A 17685-nucleotide genomic window follows, 5' to 3' on the forward strand; every position below is an offset into this window, starting at 1 on the left:
AGCATCCCCATGCGTATCGGAGTTCTCACCGCGGGCGGTGACTGCCCTGGCCTCAACGCCGTGATCCGCTCGGTCGTCCACCGGGCCGTTGTCGACCGCGGTGACCAGGTGATCGGTTTCGAGGACGGCTTCAAGGGCCTGCTGGAAGGCCGCTACCGCGAGCTGGACATCAACGCCGTCTCCGGGATCCTCGCCCGCGGCGGCACCATCCTGGGCTCCAGCCGTCTGGAGCGTGCCCGGCTGGCCGAGGCGTGCGACAACGCCGAGGCGTTCCGCCACAAGCTCGGCCTGGACGCGCTCATCCCGATCGGCGGCGAGGGCACTCTGACCGCCGCCCGGATGCTGGCCGAGGCCGGCATCCCCGTCGTCGGCGTCCCCAAGACGATCGACAACGACATCTCCGCCACCGACCGCACCTTCGGTTTCGACACCGCGGTCGGCGTCGCCACCGAGGCCATAGACCGCCTGAAGACCACCGCCGAATCGCACCAGCGGGTGATGGTGGTCGAGGTCATGGGCCGGCACGCGGGCTGGATCGCCCTGGAGTCCGGCATGGCGGGTGGAGCACACGGTATCTGTATCCCGGAACGGCCCTTCCAAGTCGATGATCTGTGCAAAATGGTCGAGGAACGGTTCGCGCGCGGCAAGAAGTTCGCCGTGATCTGCGTCGCCGAGGGCGCCCGCCCGGCCGAGGGCTCCATGCCCTACGAGAAGGGCGAGATCGACCCGTACGGCCACGAGCGGTTCGCCGGCATCGGCAACCGGCTCGCCATCGAGCTGGAGCAGCGCCTCGGCAAGGAGGCCCGGCCGGTGATCCTCGGCCACATCCAGCGCGGCGGGACGCCGACCGCGTACGACCGGGTGCTGGCCACCCGCTTCGGCTGGCACGCCGTGGAGGCCGCCCACAGCGGCGAGTTCGGCAAGATGACGGCGCTGCGCGGCACCGAGATCGTGATGGCGCCCCTCGCCAGCGCGACCGCCGACCTCAAGCGGGTGCCGCAGTTCCGGATGGACGAGACCGAAGCCGTCTTCTGATCGCCAACCCGGTTGCCCTGTCGGGGGGTTAACCCCCCGACAGGGTGGCGGGGCCGCCCCATTCAGCAGGGGTGCCGCCCGCGCCTAGCGTCCCTGCCATGCGAACCACAACGCGAGGGAAGAGGGCCGTGGCCGCCGGTGCCGCCGCCTGCGCCGCCGCCGTGCTGATCACCGCCCCCACCGGGGCGGCGGCCACGGAGCGCGACCTGGACGCCTACCACACCCAGCACCTGCGCTGGCAGCCCTGCGCCGCCGAGAACGACGGCGACGCGGCCGGCCGGGCACTCGCCGCCGCCGGTGCCCAGTGCGCGGAGGTGACCGTCCCGCTGGACTACTCCGATCCGCACGGGCCCACCCTCACGGTGGCGATCTCCCGGCTGCCCTCCACCGGCACGGGCGAGCGGATCGGCGCCCTGCTGATGAACCCCGGCGGACCGGCCGGCACCGGGCTCGACATGCCGGTGCAGCTCGCCGGGTCGATGGGGGAGGAACTGGCCGGACGGTACGACCTCATCGGCTTCGACCCGCGCGGAGTGGGCCGCAGCACCCCGGTGGACTGCGGCTGGCCGGTGGGCTCCGGAATCTTCGGCCCCGGCCCGGACCGGGGAAGCTATCTGCGGCACGCCGCCGCCCAGTGGGAGCTGGCGGAGCGCTGCCGGGCCACCGAGGGCGAGACACTGCCGTACCTCACCACCCGCAACACCGCCCGCGACATGGACGTGATCCGGCACGCGCTGGGCGAACGGCGGATCTCCTACCTCGGCTACTCCTACGGCAGCTACCTCGGCGAGGTCTACACCCAGCTCTTCCCCGGCCGCACCGACCGGGTCGTGCTGGACGGGGTCATCCACCCCGGCCGCTACACACCGACCCTGCTCCGGGGGACCGAGGCCGCCAACGAGGCGGCGCTCGCCGAGTGGGCCGACTGGGCCGCACAGCGCCAGGACCGCTACGGCCTGGGCGCCACCGGCCAGGAGGTACGGGACGTCGTGGACACGATCCGGGCGGCGGCCGAACAGGCACCGCTGCGCGTCGGCGCGCACACGATCGACGCGCACACCGTGCCGCTGCTGCTCTTCAGCGGCATCGGCTCGGGCGTCGACGCGTCGCGCGACCGGCTGGCCACCTCCGTCGGGCTGCTGGCCCGGGCGGCGGCCGGCGAACAGGTGACCCCCGACCCGGACTTCGCGGAGGAGCTGTCCCACCTCACCACCGCTGCCGGCTCCGCCTACGGCAGCGCGCAGATGGCGATCATCTGCGGCGATGTGGCCGCCCCGCGCGGCGTCGACGCCTACTGGCAGGACATCGAACGCGCCCGCGCCGTCCACCCCTTCGCCGGTCCGCTGGCCAACAACATCACCCCCTGCGAGTTCTGGGACGAGCCGCTGGAAGCCCCCACCGTGCTGGACAACGACATCCCCGCCCTGCTGGTCGCCGCCACCGGCGACCCGCGCACGCCCTACGAGGGCACCGTGGAGATGCGCGAGGAGTGGCCCGCCTCCCGGCTCCTCACCCTGGAGGGCGCCGCGCACCACGCGGTGTACGGGGAGTACGGCAACGCCTGCGTGGACGACCAGGTCAACACCTACCTGCGCACCGGCATCCTGCCGGCGGGCGACCTGAGCTGCCCGGCCTGACGGCCCCGGGCGGCGTCACCGGGGGGTGACGCCGCCCGGCCCAGCCGGCACCCGTCCGGTCAGGGCACCTGACGAGGCGCCGACAACGCCTCGACGGCCTCTTCGATCAACGTCCGCGCTGCGGGCCCGTGCATGAAGATTCTTGTCGTCCCCTTCGGATTGGGCGACTATCCGGCCTCCGGACAGCCGATCAGCTATGTGAGCGGACCGGTTCCCGAGCTGGATACGGTCATCCTGGATTCGGACCACGGATGTACCTTCCTGGACGCGGCGGCTCAGGTGAGTCGCTACCGGTCCGTCCTTGATCGGATGGAGAGCTGTGCGCTCACGCCGCGGAAGAGCAGGGATTTCATCCGCCGCGTCGCCAAGGAAACCTGAGGGGAAAGCCATGAGCGCCTTCGCGTGGCAGAAGTCGTCCTACAGCGCCGAGGGTGCCAACTGTGTCAATGTCGCAGCCGCCCCCGACGGCCTGTTGCGGCTGCGCGAGAGTACCGCCCCCGGCATGACGCTCACGGTCCGGCCGGCCGCGCTGCGTGGGCTGCTGAGGGCGATCAAGGCGGATCCGGGGCGGCTAACCGGTTGAGGGCCGGCCGGCTCCGTCCGCCGTGGCGCGGTCCAGGGAGGCGGTACGGAACGCGGTCAGGGCCGTGTGGCGGTCGTGCAGGGTGGCCAGGGTGGTTTCCAGGCGCTCCAGCTCCAGGGTCAGGGTGCGCAGCACCTCGGGGCACGGGTCGGCGCCGCTGTCCGCGCCGTCCGTGCAGGGCAGCAGCTCCCGGATGGCCTCCGTCGGCAGTCCGGCGTCCAGCATCTCGCGGATGCGGACGACCGTGCGCGGGGTGTCCTCCGCGTACTGCCGGTAGTTGTTGGTGTCCCGGCGGGAGGTGAGCAGCCCGCGCTGTTCGTAGTAGCGCAGCAGCCGGGCGGGCACCCCCGTGCGGCGTGACAGTTCCCCGATCAGCATGGCGGGTCCGGCCCTTTCTTGACATTGACACTGATGTCACAGGTCAACGTAGCGGCATGAGTGATTCCTTCCCCGCCCTGGCGACCACGGTCACCGGCCACGGCCCCGCCCTGCTGCTGGCGCACGGCGCCACAGGCTCCATCGCGGACAACTTCGCCCCGGTGCTGCCGGCGCTGGCCGTCGCCCACACCGTCGTCGCCCCCGACTACCCCGGCTCGGGCGCCACCGAGCCCGCCCCGGCACCGCTGGACCTGGACGCGCTCACGGACGCCGTCGTGACGTCGGCCGTGAGCCGCGGCGTGGAGCGGTTCGCCGTGCTGGGCTTCTCGCTCGGCACCGCCGTCGCGGTACGCGCCGCCGTACGGCACCCCGAGCGGGTCACGGCCCTGGTGCTGACCGCCGGTCTCGCCCGCGCCGACGACCACCTGCTCGGGCTGCTGCCCGGCTGGCGCGCGTCCGAACCCGCCCGGCTGCGTCCGCACATCGACCTCATCCCCACTCTGGACACCACCGCGGATCTGCCCCGGGTCACCGTCCCCACCCTGGTGATCGCCACCACCCGGGACAGCATGGTGCGCCCCGCCAACTCCCGCCTGCTGGCCGCCGGCATCCCCGGCGCCTCGTACGCGGAACTGCCCACCGATCACGTCGCCATGGTGGAGGACCCGCGGGGCTGGCTGAAGCCGGTGCTCTCCTTCCTGGCGGCGCGGGATACGGCAGCGGACTCCGGCCGGCTGCGGGATCTCACCCGTCCGCACTGACCGGCCCCAACCCCCTTGTGTACAGGGGAGCTTGATCGTCAGCAGCGGTCCGTACCGCGCTGACCTGCCACTCCGTGGCCCCGGCGGCCCGTCCGGCATGAGATAGGTTCACGATCCATGGATATCGCGATCAGATCCGGATACGTCGTCCCCGTCGCCGCCGAGCCCATCGACGGCGGCACCGTTCTCATCATCGACGGCAAGATCGCCGCCGTGGGCCCCGACGCCGAGGTGACCGTCCCCGAGGGCGTCACCACGGTGGACGCGGCCGGCTCCTGGGTACTTCCCGGCTTCGTCGAGGCGCACGGCCACATCGGCGTCCACGAGGAGGCCGAGGGCTGGGCGGGCCAGGACACCAACGAGATGACCGACCCCGTCGGCGCCCGGATGCGCGCCCTGGACGCCATCAACCCGGCGGACACCGGCTTCGCCGACGCCCTCGCGGGCGGTGTCACCAGCGCCGTGATCAAGCCGGGCTCCGGCAACCCGATAGGCGGTCAGACCGTCGCCGTGAAGTCCTGGGGCCGCACGGTGGAGGAGATGCTGATCCGCGAGCCGGTCAGCGTCAAGAGCGCCCTGGGCGAGAACCCCAAGCGGGTCTACGGCGAGAAGAAGCAACTGCCCTCCACCCGGCAGGGCGTCGCGGCCGTCATCCGGGACGCGCTCACCAAGGCGCAGGACTACGCCGCCAAGCGGGCGCACGCGCAGGCCGAGGGCACCCCCTTCGAGCGCGACAACACGCTGGAGATCCTCGCCCGGGTGCTGGACGGCGAACTGCCGTGGTGCCAGCACGCGCACCGCGCCGACGACATCGCCACCGCGCTGCGGCTGGCCGACGAGTTCGGCTACAAGGTCGTGGTCAACCACGCCACCGAGGGTCATCTCATCGCGGACGAACTCGCCCGCCGCGACGTCCCGGTGATCACCGGGCCGCTGTTCACCACCCGCAGCAAGGTCGAACTGCGGCACCGGACGCTGGCCGGCCCCGGCATCATGGAGCGCGCCGGGGTGAAGGTCGCCATCACCACCGACCACCCCGTGGTGCCGATCAACTTCCTGGTGCACCAGGTGACCCTGTGTGTCAAGGAGGGCCTGGCGCGCGAGACCGCGCTGCGCACCATCACCACCCACCCCGCCGAGATCCTGGGCCTGGACGACCGGGTCGGTTCGCTGACCCCCGGCCTGGACGGCGACGTGGTGATCTGGGACGGCGACCCGCTCGATGTGCTCAGCCGCGCCCGGCGGGTCTTCATCGAGGGCCGCGAGGTCTACACGTACGACGAGGCCAGGGGCGCGGGTACCGTCGCCGACCCGTACTACCGCGAGGCCACGACCGCCTGACGCCGGGCGGTGGCCGGCTCCGCCCGCACGGGGCAGCCGGCCACCGCCCGCCGCCGTCGCGCCGGAACCCGCCCACGGGCCCGGCCCGCCGGGCGCCACGCCCCGTTCTTCCTGACCCCGGGTGAGGATTACGGTTGCCACCGGTGTGCGGACGGGGAAGGGTGTGACCGTGGAGTCACAGGAGATTGCGCTGCCGCTCGGCGGCGGCGAAGACGCGCTGGCCGGGATCGACTTCGGCGGGGCCGGGGAGGGCCCCGAGGTGCTGCTGGTGCACGGCAGCGGCCACAACGCCGCCGCCTGGACCGATGTCGCCGCCCATCTGCTGCCGTACTGCGGCCGGCTGGTCGCCGTCGATCTGCGCGGGCACGGCCGCACCACGCTCGACTCCACCCGCGCCGACCAGTACTGGCGCGACCTCGGCGACGCCGTCGCGGCGCTGGGCTGGCGCCGTCCCGTGCTGGTCGGGCACTCCCTGGGTGGGTACGCCGTCACCGCCGTGACCGCCGCCGGACTGGTCGAACCGGCCGCCGTGTGCACGGTGGACGGCCTGGTCCTGGACGACCGCCCCACCGCGGCCCGCCGCCACGCCGGCTGGCGCCGGCCGTCCGCGCAGCAGGAGTTGCGCACCATGTTCCACTACGGCTGGCGGGCCGGCACGGCCGAGCGCGACGCCCACATCGAGCGGGCCGTGCGCGACGCCCCGACCGACTGGCTGAACGCGGGAGCCAGGGCCGGCCTCGTACGGGAGCTGACGGCCCGCTCGTTCAGCCCGGACGATCCGCACGGCACGCGCTGGCTGCGCCGCCCGACGGTCGAGGAGATGGTCACCCTCAACACCCCGGACCCGGCGGACACCGTCTACCCCACCATCGACGTCTACGACCGGGTGCGCTGCCCGCTCACCGTGGTGCTGGCCACCCGTGGCTTCTACGCCCACCGCAAAGAGGAGATCGTGGCGCTCACCGCCGCCCGGCCCGACCGCACCCTCATCGAACTCGACTCGCACCACAACATTCCCACCGCCCACCCGGCGACCCTCGCCGCGATCATCAAGGCCCTGTGACCATGCACACCGCTATCGACCTGTTCGCGCCCGGTCTCGCGGGCACCGCCCCGTACGGCATCACCGAGGGCCCCGACGGCGCGCTGTGGGTGACGCTCACCGGCAGCGGGGAGATCGCCCGCTTCGACCCGGCCACCGGCGCGCTCGACCGCCATCCGCTGGACTCCGCCGAGGCCGGGCCCATGATCATCACCCCGGGGCCCGACGGGGCGCTCTGGTTCAGCCGGGGGCGCGACCACCGCGTCGGCCGGATCACCACCGGTGGCAGTGCCACCTCGTACACCCTGCCCACCCCGGCGTGCGGCCCGTACGGCATCACCACGGGGCCGGACGGAGCGCTGTGGTACGCGGCGATGAACGCGGACCTGGTCGGCCGGATCACCCCCGAGGGGCGGATCACCGAATTCCCGCTGGGCACCACGGGCGCCGCCCCCTCCGCCCTCGCGGCGGGCCCGGACGGCGCGCTGTGGTGCACGCTCAACCAGGCGGGCGCCATCGCCCGGATCACGCTCGACGGCGCGGTCACCCTCCACACCCTGCCCACCGGGGCCGCCGGCCCCGTGGGCATCACGGCCGGGCCCGACGGTGCCCTGTGGTTCGCCGAGATCGCCGCCGGCCGGATCGGGCGGATCACCACCGGCGGGGAGATCACCGAGTTCCCGCTGCCCGATCCCGGCGCCAAGCCGCACGCGATCACCGCCGACCCGGCGGGCGACGGCTGCTGGTTCACGGAGTGGGGGGCCGGGCGGATCGGGCACATCACGCCGGGCGGAGAGTTCCGCCACCATCCGCTGCCGGACCCGGCGTCCGAGCCGCACGGGCTGGCCGGCACCGCAGACGGCGCGCTGTGGGTGGCCCTGGAAACCGGTCAGCTGGCGCGGCTGCGCTCCACCCACAGACAGAACGGGTGACCGGCCGGGTCGAAGTAGACCCGGACATCCTCCTGCGGCTGGTACTCGGCCGGAACCGCGCCGCAGGAGCGGGCATGCGCCCCCGCGGCGGCCAGGTCATCGACCTCGATGTCCAGATGCTGCGTCATGCGCTGGTCGCCCCGCGCCGCCGGCCACACCGGGCGGACGAAGTCCGGGTCGGTGCTGAAGGAGATGCCCGCGCCGCCGCCCGGGGGTGCCAGCCGGACCCAGCCCGTCTCCTCCTGAAGCGTGGCCCAGCCGAGCAGCCGGCGGTAGAAGGCCGCCAGTTCATTGGCGTCGGGGGCCTCAAGGACGGTGGCGGTCAGTCGCAGCAGCATCGGATCAGCCTGACAGCGCCGCCCGCACCCCGTCCAGGGCATCAGGGGTTGACGGTGTGCGGCATCCAGGCACGCAGCGGACGCTGGATCAGCTCCCGGTAGCTGTGGTGGGAGGGGTTGCGGGCGGCGTGGTCACGTACCCAGTCCGCCACGTCCTGCTGGAGGGTCGAGCGGGAGGACGTGCGCAGGCACACCGCGCACTGCGCACCGAAGGTGATGGGCTCGGCGTCCGGTTCCTCGTCCGGGGCGACGCTCCACGCCTGGAACTGAAGCACGGCGCGGGTCACTTGGCACCGCCCTCCTTGCTGAGGCGGTTGGCGGCGCTGAGCGCGTTCGCCCTTCTGACCTGGGCGCGCAGCTTGTCCGAGGTACGCGTGGTGGCGGGGGGAACGGCGGGGGGAGGGGTTGGTGCGGGGGTCATGCCGGGGGGTGCCCTTCTCCGGTGAGCGGGGGAAGCGGCCTCGCGAGGGCGACACTTGTGGTGGCGCAGAGCAACCGTACCGCGACCGTACGGAGCACGGCAGCGATTTGGCGGCGAACAGGTTGTGAAGAGGGGGCGTGTGGGGGCGCTGTTATGTGTGCGTCCGCCCCTCCCGCGTGCGCCCTTCCGCCCGCCATGCCTCCTCCCGGGCCGCCCGGCGCGCGAATACGCCCTCCCGCTGCTCCTCCATCGCGCGCAGCGCCCGCTTGCGCTCCCGCTGGGAGAGCCGGTCCACGTACAGCCGCCCGCTCAGATGATCGCTCTCGTGCTGGAGGCAGCGGGCGAAGTAGCCGTGCCCCTCCACCGTCAGGGGCTCGCCGTCGCGGTCCCTGCCGTGCACCACGGCCAGATCCGGCCTGGCCACGGTCATATAGGGGCCGGGTACCGACAGGCACCCCTCCGGCTCCTCGGCGAGCCGCCGCCGCGCGGCCGGCAGCGGGGCGAGCACGGGGTTGAGGAGGTGGCCGCGGTGGCGGGTTCCCCACTCGTCCTCCATGTCCCAGATGAACAGCCGCAGATCCACCCCGACCTGATTGGCCGCCAGTCCCGCGCCCTCCGCCACCGCCAGTGTGGCGTACATGTCCTCGATGAGCCGGCTCAGCTCCGGCGTGCCGAACTCAGGGCCGGCCTCCCGGCACTCGCGGCGCAGGATCTCCTCGCCCAGCACGGTGATCCTGCGCACCGTCGTCCCCGTCATGGCAGGTCATTCCCCTTCGTCGCGCGATGACTTGACCCAGGACTTTGCAAAGTAGCAGACTTTGCAAAGTGCGCACCAGTGACAACGGCCGGGATCGCCCCGCCTCCCCGCTCCCCGACCACCCCGTTCGGATCGCCCTGCTCGACCTGCTCGCCGAAGCCGGCACCGTCACCTCCACCGAGGCCGCGCGGCGGCTCGGGTACAGCTCCGGCCTGTGCTCGTTCCACCTGCGGCAACTCGCCCGCTACCGGCTCATCGAGGAGGCGCCGCACCCGGGCGGGCGGGCCAGGCCCTGGCGGCTGCGCTGGGAGACGTGGGACGGATTCCCCCAGGTGGTGGGGGACGCGGAACCCGGCGCCGGCCCGGAAGGCGAGGCGTCGTTCAGCGCCGTGCTCCACGTGACGCCCGAGGAGCGCCGGGAGCTCACCGCCCGGATACGTGAACTGCTCGCCCCCTACCGGGACCCGCGCGGCCGCCCGGCCGCCGCCGTCCCCGTCACCGCCGCCCTGCGCTGGGACGCTACGCCGGATCGCTCCAGTGGTACACATGCTCGGGGCGGCCCTGCGTCCCGTACCGGGGATGCCGGGTGACCAGGCCCTGGTCCGCCAGATGCTCCAGATAGCGCCGCGTCGTCACCCGCGCCATGCCCAGCCGGTCCGCCGTCTCGGACGCGGTCAGCCCGCGTGGCGCGTGCTCGCGCAGCGCGTCCACCACCGAGGACAGCGTCTGATTGCTCATCCCCTTGGGCAGCGGCCCGCCCACCGAGCCGCGCAGCGCGCCGAACGCCCGGTCCAGATCCTGCTGCGCCGTGGTGCGCCCGTGCCCCACCAACTGCCGCCGGTACTCCGCGTACCGCTCCAGCTTGTCGCGGAAGGCGGCGAACGTGAACGGCTTCAGCAGGTACTGCACCACCCCGTACGCCAGCGCCGAGCGCACGATCTGCACGTCCCGGGCCGAGGTCACCGCGATGATGTCCGCCAGCTGCCCGTGGGCCCGCAGCCCCCGGCACACGTCCAGGCCCGTCATGTCCGGCAGATAGAAGTCCAGCAGCACCAGATCCACCGGATGCCGCTCCGCGAAGTCCAGCGCCTCCGAACCCCGGTGGACCGTCCCGGCCACCGCGAATCCCGGCACCCGCCCCACGAACTGGGCGTGCGCGTCCGCGATACGGGGGTCGTCCTCGACGACGAGGGTGCTGATCATGATGATGTGGTTCCTCGATACAGACGTACGGTGAAGACCGCCCCGGCGTGACCGCTGACCTCGACGTCCCCGCCGTACCGGTCGATGACCTGGCGCACCAGCGCAAGACCCAGGCCCTGCCCGCGCGCCCCGCTGGCGGTCTTGGTGGTCCAGCCGCGGGTGAACATGGACTCCAGCGCCTCCCCGTCGAGCCCGGCGCCCGAATCGCAGACCCGCACCAGCAGGGAGTCCGCCTCGGTGCGCGCGGTCACGGTGACCCGGCGCGGCGGCGGGGCGGCCAGCGCCGCCTCGATGGCGTTGTCCACGAGATTGCCGACCAGCGTCACCAGATCGCGCGGCGCGATCCCGGCCTCGGTGACGGCCGTGTCGTCGGTGATCTCCAGCTCGACGCCCTTCTCCGCCGCCTGCGCCGCCTTGCCCAGCAGCAGCGCGGCCAGCGCCGGCTCCTGGACCTCGTCGGTGAGCCGGTCGGCGAGCGCCTGCGCCGAGGCCAGCTCCACAGTGGCGAACTCCACCGCCCGCTCCGGCCGGCCCAGCTCGATCATGGTGACCACGGTGTGCAGCCGGTTCGCCGACTCGTGCGCCTGGGAGCGCAGCGCCTCGGCGAAGCCGCGCGCCGAGTCCAGCTCACCGGCCAGCACCTCCAGTTCGGTGTGGTCGCGCAGCGTGGTCACGGTGCCCAGCCGGCGGCCGTTCTTCTCGATCCGCTCCTGGTTGAGCACCAGCACCCGGTCGCCGTACACGCACAGCCGGTCGCTCACCGGGGCCCCCGAGGTGAGCAGCGGCCCGACGGGGGAGGACAGGCCCAGCTCCTGCACCGGCCGCCCCTCGGCGTCGGCCGGCAGGCCCAGCAACTGCCGGGCGTGGTCGTTGACCAGGATCAGCTTCCCGCGCGGGGAGACGATCAGCAGGCCCTCGCGCACGGTGCGCAGGACCGCGTCGTGATGCTCGTACAGCCTGGTGATCTCCTCGGCGCCCAGGCCCAGCGTCTGGCGGTCGAGCCGCCGGCTGATCAGCCAGGACCCGGCTCCCGCCAGCATCAGGGCGCCCACCGAGATGGGGATCACGGGGGTGAGGCGCCGGCTCAGCTCGGCGCCGATCTTCTTCTGCAGGACCCCGATGGACAGCAGCGCGCTGACCTCGCCCCGGTCGTCCGTGATGGGGACCACGGCCCGGATGGACGGCCCCAGCATCCCCTCGTAGCTCTCCGTGAAGGGCTCGCCCGCCAGGGCGCGGTCGATGGAGCCGATGAAGCGCTCGCCGATCAGCTCCGGGTAGGTGTGGGAGTACCGGGTGCGGTCGGGCGCCATGAACACGATGAAGTCGGTGTCGGTCGAGCGCCGTACCGACTCGGCCAGCGGCTGGAGCACGGCGGACGGATCGTCCCCGGTCACCGCCCGCCGGACCTCGGGCAGCTCGGCGAGGCCGGAGGCCAGTGTCATGACCTGGTGCTCGGTGTCCTTGCGGTTGTCGTTGCGCACCTGGAGGAAGACGAGGGCGGCGCTGGTGACCACCAGCAGCAGGAGCAGCACGATCTGTAGTGCGAAGAGCTGTCGCGCCAGACTCATTCGTGAGCGTCTGGCACGGGAATCGCGCATGCTGGGGCACCTGCCGAAATATCGAACCTCGGAACGAGTGTAGGCAGGCGGTCGCCGATCCGGGTCCGTCCGGTGGCCGGGCGGGCCACCGGACGGAGGTCTCAGAGCTGGATGCCCAGGGCCCAGGGGCCGACGACCATGATCATCCCGGTGATCATCAGCACCCCGAAGATGTTGAGCCAGATCCCGGCCCGGACCATCTGCGGAATGGTGATGTAGCCGGAGCCGAAGACGATGGCGTTGGGCGGGGTGCCCACCGGCAGCATGAAGCTGCAGGTGCAGGCCAGCGCGGCGGGAACGAGCAGCAGCAGCGGATCGAGGCCGATGGAGACCGCCACCCCGCCGATCACCGGCAGGAAGGTGGAGGCGGTGGCCGTGTTGCTGGTGAACTCGGTGATCAGCAGGATGATGCCGCACACCGCGCCCACCAGCAGCAGGGTGGGAAGCGCCTTCAGACCGTTCATCTGGTCACCGATGTACGCGCTGAGCCCGGTCTCCTGCACCGCCAGCGCCAGCGACAGGCCGCCGCCGAACAGCAGCAGCACCCCCCACGGGATGCCTTCCTGCACCCGGCGCCAGTCGATGGCGTGCTCGCCCGCGCGGATGTCGACCGGGACCAGGAACAGGACCACCGCGGCGGTGATCGCGATGCCCTCGTCCGTCAGATGCGCCACGAACGGCAGCACATCGGTGAGCGCGGTCCAGTCCGTCAGCTGGTCCCGGAAGAGCCACAGCGCCACCGTGCAGCTGAAGACCGCCAGCACCGACCACTCGCCGCGCGACATCGGGCCGAGCTTCGCCAGCTCCTCGCGGACCGCGTCCCGGCCACCGGCCACATTGGACAGCTTCACCCGGAACGCGATGCGGGTCAGATAGACCCAGGTGAAGATCAGGAACAGCACCGTGATCGGCAGCGCCAGCTTCATCCAGTCGACGAAGCCGATCGTGACGCCGTAGGTCTGCTCGACGAACCCCTTCATGATCAGGTTCGGCAGGCTGCCCACGAGGGTGGCGAGCCCACCGATGGAGGCCGAGTAGGCGATCGAGAGCATCAGCGCGGTGGCGAAGTTGGCACGGTCCTTCGCGGTCTGCTCGTCGGCGCCCCCGTCCTGCGCCATCACCATGGCCAGCACACTGGTGCCGATCGGCAGCATCATCATCGCGGTGGCGGTGTTGTTGACCCACATGCTGATGAACGCGGTGGCCACCATCACGCCGAGGATCAGCCGGGACGGCTGGGTGCCGATCGCCCGCATGGTCAGCAGCGCGATGCGTTTGTGCAGATTCCACTTCTGCATCGCCAGCGCGATGATGAAGCCACCCATGTAGAGGAAGACCGTGGGATGGGCGAACGGCGCGGTGGCCTCGCCGATCTCCAGCACTCCCAGGAGCGGGAACGCCACGATCGGGATCAGGGAGGTGGCCGGCAGCGGCAGCGCCTCGGTCATCCACCACACCGCCACCAGGACCACGACGGCGGCGGTGGTGCGGGCCGGGGTGGGCAGTGTCGCGTCGCCCGCCAGCAACGCGTAGGTCAGCAGGGCCAGCACCGGCCCGAGGAAGCGCCCGATCCACACCCCGCGCGGGACGCCCTGGTCGGGGGTCTTTTCCCCCACCGGTGTCCGGATCTCACTGGAAGCCGTCATGCGTATCTGTCCTCCCGCAACCACAGCCGATCACTCCGCTGTGATCGCTTGCGCGTCAGACTGCCCCGTCACAGGGGAGTTGACGCACGCGTGTTCCTGTAGCGACGCACGGGATCAGGAAGTCGGCCGCAGCCAGAGGGTGGCCAGCGGCGGCAGCGTGAGCGCGATGCTGCTCTCCCGGCCGTGCCACGGCAGCGCCTCCGCCTTCACCGGCTCGCTGTTGACCACCCCGCCGCCCCCGTACCGGCGCTCGTCCGTGTTGAGCACCTCCGACCAGGCCGGAATGTGCCCCGGCACCCCCAGCCGGTAGCCCTCGCGCACCACGGCGGAGAAGTTGCTCACCGAGATCAGCGGGCTGCCGTCGGCCGCGAACCGCAGGTGCGCCACCACGTTGTCCACCGCCGCGCCCGCCTCGATCCACGCGAACCCCGACGGCTCGGTGTCCCGCTCCCACAGCGCGGGCGTCGCCCGGTACACCGTGTTCAGCTCGCGCACCAGATCCCGCACCCCGCCGTGGTCCCCGGCCGCCGCGTAGCCGGGATCGAGCGTCCACCACTGCGGGCCCTCCGCCTCCGACCACTCCGCGCCCTGCGCGAACTCCTGCCCCATGAACAGCAGCTGTTTGCCGGGGTGGGCCCACATGAAGCCCAGGTACGCGCGGTGGTTGGCCCGCCGCTGCCACCAGTCGCCCGGCATCTTGTTGACCAGTGCGCGCTTGCCGTGCACCACCTCGTCGTGGGAGATCGGCAGTACGTAGTTCTCGGCGTAGGCGTAGACCATCGAGAAGGTGATCTCGTGGTGGTGGTACGCGCGATGCACCGGATCCCTGGACAGGTAGACCAGCGAGTCGTGCATCCAGCCCATGTTCCACTTGAAGCCGAAGCCCAGGCCGCCGAATCCGGACTCGCCGATCCGGTCGGTGGCCCGGGTCACCCCGTCCCAGGCGGTGGACTCCTCGGCGATGGTCACCACCCCGGGGCACCGGCGGTACACGGCGGCGTTCATCTCCTGGAGGAAGGCGACCGCGTCCGGGTTCTCCCGGCCACCGTGCTCATTGGGGGTCCACTCGCCCTCCGCGCGCGAATAGTCCAGGTAGAGCATGGAGGCCACCGCGTCGACCCGCAGCCCGTCCAGGTGGTACTCCTCGCACCAGTACAGGGCGTTGGCCACCAGGAAGTTGCGCACCTCGCGCCGCCCGTAGTCGAACTCCAGCGTCCCCCAGTCCGGATGCTCGGCCCGCGCCGGGTCCGGGTGCTCGTAGCACGGAGCGCCGTCGAAGCACGCCAGCGCCCAGTCGTCCTTGGGGAAGTGCGCCGGCACCCAGTCCATCAGCACCCCGATGCCTGCCCGGTGCAGCGCGTCCACCAGGTGTTTGAAGTCTTCGGGCGAGCCCAGCCGGGCGGTGGGCGCGTAGAAGCCCGTCACCTGGTAGCCCCAGGAGGGGCCGTAGGGGTGCTCGGCGGGCGGCATGAGTTCCACGTGCGTGAAGCCCAGGTCCCGTACGTACGCGGGCAGCTGCTCGGCCAGTTCCCGCGCGTTCAGCCCGGGGCGCCAGGAGCCGAGGTGGAGTTCGTAGACGGACATCGGCGCGCTGGGCGCGGCGTGCCCGGCGCGCCGCGCCATCCACCGCTCGTCGCCCCACCGGTAGCGGCTCTCGTGCACCACCGAGGCGTTGGCGGGCGGGCACTCGGTGCGCCGTGCCATCGGGTCGGCGCGCAGGGTGTGGCTGCCGTCGGGGCGGCAGATGTCGAACTTGTAGCGCGCTCCGGCGCGCACGCTGGGCACGAACAACTCCCACACGCCGCTCGCGCCCAGCGAACGCAGCGGATGTCCGGTGCCGTCCCAGTCGTTGAAGTCCCCGGCCACCCGCACCCCGCGGGCGTGCGGTGCCCACACCGTGAACCGGGTCCCGCGCACCCCCTGATGCGTCATCACCCGGGCACCCAGCGCCTCCCACAGCCGCTCGTGGCGGCCCTCGGCGATCAGGTGCAGATCCAGCTCGCCGAGCGCGGGCAGAAAGCGGTACGGATCCTCCGACTCCCGGGGCGGTCCCCCGGCGGCCGGGGCGATCAGCAGCCGGTAGCGGGGCGGCTCGGGCAGCGGCAGCACCACCTCGAACAGGCCGTCGCCGGTGTCCTTCAGCGCGGTCCGCACGCCGGCCGCCACCACCGTCACCGCGCGTGCCGCCGGGCGTAGTACGCGGATCACCACCCCACCGGGCGCCGTGTGCGCCCCCAGCACGGCGTGCGGATCATGGTGCGCGCCCGTCAGCAGGCGGTCTCGTTCCACGGCGGGTGCTCCTCAGGCAGAAAGGATCGGGGCAGGGCAGGGGAGGGTGGCGGGGCGGTGCGGAACGGAGAAGGGGAGGCGCGGCGGGCGGCCGGTCAGGGGGTGGCGGCGGCCAGCCGGCGGATCGCGGTCATCGGCACATGCAGCCAGTGCGGACGGTGCCTGGCCTCGTACAGCACCTCGTAGACGGCCTTGTCCGTCTCATAGGCGCGCAGCAGTTCCGGCGTGCTCAGCGGATCGGCGCCGCTGGCCGCCGCGTACCCCCGGCAGAACGCCTTCCGGCTGGCCCGAGACCAGTCCGCCGCCCACGAGCCGCCGTCCTGCTGCTGACAGGCGGCGTAGTCGAAGGACCGCAGCATGCCCGCGATGTCCCGCACCGGCGGCCCGGGACGGCGCCGGTCCGCGAGCGGCCTGGCCGGCTCGCCCTCGAAATCGATGACCGACCAGTGCGGCGTCTCACCCGAGCGCAGCACCTGCCCCAGATGCAGATCGCCGTGCAGCCGCTGCGCCACGCAGGCGCCGCCGCCCCTGGCGTACCCGGCCAGCGCCTCGTAGGCGCGCCCCAGGCCCGTGCGGTACGGGCGCAGGGCCGGAACGGCGACGGCCGCCTCCGCGAGCCGTTCGCCCATGGCGGTCGCGGCCTGCTCCAGTTGCCCCCGGTCCAGCACCGAGGTCGGCAGCGTCTGCGCCAGCGCGGTGTGCACCTCCGCCATCGTCCGCCCCAGCGCGTGCGCTGCCGCGCTGAAGTCGGCCCGGCCGTTGAGCGAGCGCAGCGCGAGTTGCCAGCCGTCGCTGGACCCGGCCAGATACGGCTGGAGCACCCCCAGTGTCAGGGGTTCGCTCTCCCCGCCCGGCCAGGACGCCTCGAACCACGCGGAGGGCGCCGGCACCCGGGCGCAGCCGGCCGCCGCCAGCGCGCGCGGCAGCTCCAGATCGGGGTGCAAGCCGGGGGCGACCCGGCGGAACAGTTTGAGGATGTGGCTCTCGCCGTACACCACGGAGGAGTTGGTCTGCTCACCGGTCAGCGCCCGCGCGCCGGGTCCCGAGGGCAGATCGGCGCCGGGCGCGCGGTCGAAGCGCAGCGCGCCCAGCCGTCCCGGCGTCCGCAGCCGCTCCAACAGCACCTCGGCGAGCAGGGGGTCGTACAGCGCCTCGTACACCGCCCGGTCCTGCAACGGGCCCTCGGAGGGGCGGCCCACCAGGGCGGGCATCAGGTCCGGGGGCAGCGCCGCGCGCACCCCCAGCAGCAGTTGGTAGCAGTCGCCCGCCGCGGCCACCGGGCCCGACTGCCGGGTGCGCACCAGCAGATGCAGCAGCCCCGGCGCGTACCCCGGCGCGTCGCACGGCAGCAGCTCGGTGACGGACAGGAGACTGAGCCCGGCCAGCGGCCGGCCCTTGCCGGCGAACCAGCGCTGCCGTGGCAGCCAGCGGGCCAGCGGCCCGGCCAGCGAACGCAGCAGCGCCTCGCCCTGCCCGGAGTCGTTCCGGGGAGGGCCCCAAGGAAATGATGAGGCCGCAGCACGGGTCGAGGAGCTTTCCGACATGGCGTCCTTTCCCCGGGCACACTTGATTATGTGCTGAAGTGTCCCGTATTGACGCCTTTGTTGCCGGGATGGAGCGGGACGTGTCGCGAAAGGATGTGAAAGGAACAGTCGTGCGGGTGCCAGAACCGGGCCAGAACCGGGCCGGCACCGGCTTGGAACCGCCGGGCGGGGGCACGCCGC

Annotated in this window: 19 protein-coding genes; 9 read left to right on the forward strand and 10 right to left on the reverse strand. The window is 72.5% G+C overall.

Annotated elements, in window-relative coordinates; translation table 11 throughout:
• The first annotated feature begins 9 nt into the window (after nt 1–9).
• The 4 genes from SXIM_RS20970 to SXIM_RS20985 all read left to right on the forward strand — a co-directional run bounded on the left by SXIM_RS20970 (nt 10) and on the right by SXIM_RS20985 (nt 3255).
• Nucleotides 10–1035, forward strand: coding sequence for an ATP-dependent 6-phosphofructokinase (locus tag SXIM_RS20970; protein WP_030733690.1), 1026 nt, complete (start codon nt 10–12; stop codon nt 1033–1035).
• Nucleotides 1036–1133: 98 nt separating this feature from the next.
• Entirely contained in the window at nt 1134–2672 is a 1539-nt protein-coding gene (locus tag SXIM_RS20975) for an alpha/beta hydrolase (RefSeq protein ID WP_030733691.1), read from the forward strand.
• Between the two features lie 132 nt (nt 2673–2804).
• Nucleotides 2805–3050 carry a Scr1 family TA system antitoxin-like transcriptional regulator gene (locus tag SXIM_RS20980; RefSeq protein ID WP_046724874.1) on the forward strand — a complete coding sequence of 82 codons (246 nt, stop codon included), beginning with the start codon at nt 2805–2807 and terminating at the stop codon, nt 3048–3050.
• Between the two features lie 10 nt (nt 3051–3060).
• Nucleotides 3061–3255 carry a DUF397 domain-containing protein gene (locus SXIM_RS20985; RefSeq protein ID WP_046724875.1) on the forward strand — a complete coding sequence of 65 codons (195 nt, stop codon included), beginning with the start codon at nt 3061–3063 and terminating at the stop codon, nt 3253–3255.
• On the opposite strand, the gene SXIM_RS20990 is transcribed toward SXIM_RS20985, so the two are convergent.
• On the reverse strand, nt 3244–3633 hold the full coding sequence (locus tag SXIM_RS20990) for a MerR family transcriptional regulator (protein ID WP_046724876.1): 390 nt from the start codon (nt 3631–3633) through the stop codon (nt 3244–3246). The two genes, SXIM_RS20985 and SXIM_RS20990, sit on opposite strands and share 12 nt — an antisense overlap.
• A gap of 56 nt (nt 3634–3689) precedes the next feature.
• Here SXIM_RS20990 and SXIM_RS20995 point away from each other — a divergent pair, with 56 nt between their 5' ends.
• From SXIM_RS20995 to SXIM_RS21010, 4 genes are all read left to right on the forward strand, one after another.
• Nucleotides 3690–4394, forward strand: coding sequence for an alpha/beta fold hydrolase (locus tag SXIM_RS20995; RefSeq protein WP_046724877.1), 705 nt, complete (start codon nt 3690–3692; stop codon nt 4392–4394).
• Nucleotides 4395–4511: 117 nt separating this feature from the next.
• Entirely contained in the window at nt 4512–5735 is a 1224-nt protein-coding gene (locus SXIM_RS21000; RefSeq protein WP_030733696.1) for an amidohydrolase, read from the forward strand.
• Between the two features lie 169 nt (nt 5736–5904).
• Nucleotides 5905–6798: an alpha/beta fold hydrolase gene (locus tag SXIM_RS21005; protein WP_046725823.1), complete on the forward strand. Its 894-nt coding sequence runs from the start codon at nt 5905–5907 to the stop codon at nt 6796–6798.
• Nucleotides 6799–6800: 2 nt separating this feature from the next.
• Nucleotides 6801–7709: a Vgb family protein gene (locus SXIM_RS21010; RefSeq protein ID WP_046724878.1), complete on the forward strand. Its 909-nt coding sequence runs from the start codon at nt 6801–6803 to the stop codon at nt 7707–7709.
• Here SXIM_RS21010 and SXIM_RS21015 read toward each other — a convergent pair.
• From SXIM_RS21015 to def, 4 genes are all read right to left on the reverse strand, one after another.
• Nucleotides 7667–8047, reverse strand: a complete 381-nt coding sequence (locus SXIM_RS21015; protein WP_030733699.1) for a VOC family protein — start codon at nt 8045–8047, stop codon at nt 7667–7669. The genes SXIM_RS21010 and SXIM_RS21015 overlap by 43 nt on opposite strands.
• Before the next feature lie 41 nt (nt 8048–8088).
• On the reverse strand, nt 8089–8334 hold the full coding sequence (locus SXIM_RS21020) for a DUF7848 domain-containing protein (RefSeq protein WP_030733700.1): 246 nt from the start codon (nt 8332–8334) through the stop codon (nt 8089–8091).
• Complete coding sequence (locus SXIM_RS27550) at nt 8331–8468, reverse strand: hypothetical protein (RefSeq protein ID WP_158708042.1); 138 nt, start codon at nt 8466–8468, stop codon at nt 8331–8333. Before SXIM_RS27550 ends, SXIM_RS21020 begins: the two co-directional genes overlap by 4 nt.
• Nucleotides 8469–8619: 151 nt before the next feature.
• Nucleotides 8620–9225 (reverse strand): peptide deformylase, encoded by a 606-nt coding sequence (def, locus tag SXIM_RS21025; protein WP_030733701.1) that lies wholly within the window; start codon nt 9223–9225, stop codon nt 8620–8622.
• 68 nt (nt 9226–9293) lie between these two features.
• On the opposite strand from def, the gene SXIM_RS21030 reads away from it, so the two are divergent.
• Nucleotides 9294–9815, forward strand: a complete 522-nt coding sequence (locus SXIM_RS21030) for a winged helix-turn-helix domain-containing protein (RefSeq protein ID WP_046724880.1) — start codon at nt 9294–9296, stop codon at nt 9813–9815.
• Here the strand turns inward: SXIM_RS21030 and SXIM_RS21035 are convergent.
• The 5 genes from SXIM_RS21035 to SXIM_RS21055 all read right to left on the reverse strand — a co-directional run bounded on the left by SXIM_RS21035 (nt 9745) and on the right by SXIM_RS21055 (nt 17505).
• Entirely contained in the window at nt 9745–10428 is a 684-nt protein-coding gene (locus tag SXIM_RS21035; RefSeq protein WP_030733703.1) for a response regulator, read from the reverse strand. The two genes, SXIM_RS21030 and SXIM_RS21035, sit on opposite strands and share 71 nt — an antisense overlap.
• Nucleotides 10425–11996, reverse strand: a complete 1572-nt coding sequence (locus tag SXIM_RS21040; protein WP_052385315.1) for a sensor histidine kinase — start codon at nt 11994–11996, stop codon at nt 10425–10427. The genes SXIM_RS21035 and SXIM_RS21040 overlap by 4 nt, the downstream gene beginning before the upstream one ends.
• 131 nt (nt 11997–12127) lie before the next feature.
• A complete protein-coding gene (locus SXIM_RS21045) occupies nt 12128–13672 on the reverse strand; it encodes an SLC13 family permease (protein ID WP_030733705.1) in 1545 nt (514 codons plus the stop codon).
• A 114-nt stretch (nt 13673–13786) separates the two neighbouring features.
• A complete protein-coding gene (gene glgB, locus SXIM_RS21050; RefSeq protein ID WP_030733706.1) occupies nt 13787–15961 on the reverse strand; it encodes a 1,4-alpha-glucan branching enzyme in 2175 nt (724 codons plus the stop codon).
• 95 nt (nt 15962–16056) lie between these two features.
• The gene (locus SXIM_RS21055) at nt 16057–17505 is read right to left on the reverse strand and encodes a maltokinase N-terminal cap-like domain-containing protein (RefSeq protein ID WP_030733707.1); all 1449 of its coding nucleotides are present in this window, start codon (nt 17503–17505) and stop codon (nt 16057–16059) included.
• Nucleotides 17506–17685: the final 180 nt, after the last annotated feature.

The sequence above is a fragment of the Streptomyces xiamenensis genome, assembly GCF_000993785.3.
Taxonomy (GTDB): Bacteria; Actinomycetota; Actinomycetes; order Streptomycetales; family Streptomycetaceae; genus Streptomyces; species Streptomyces xiamenensis.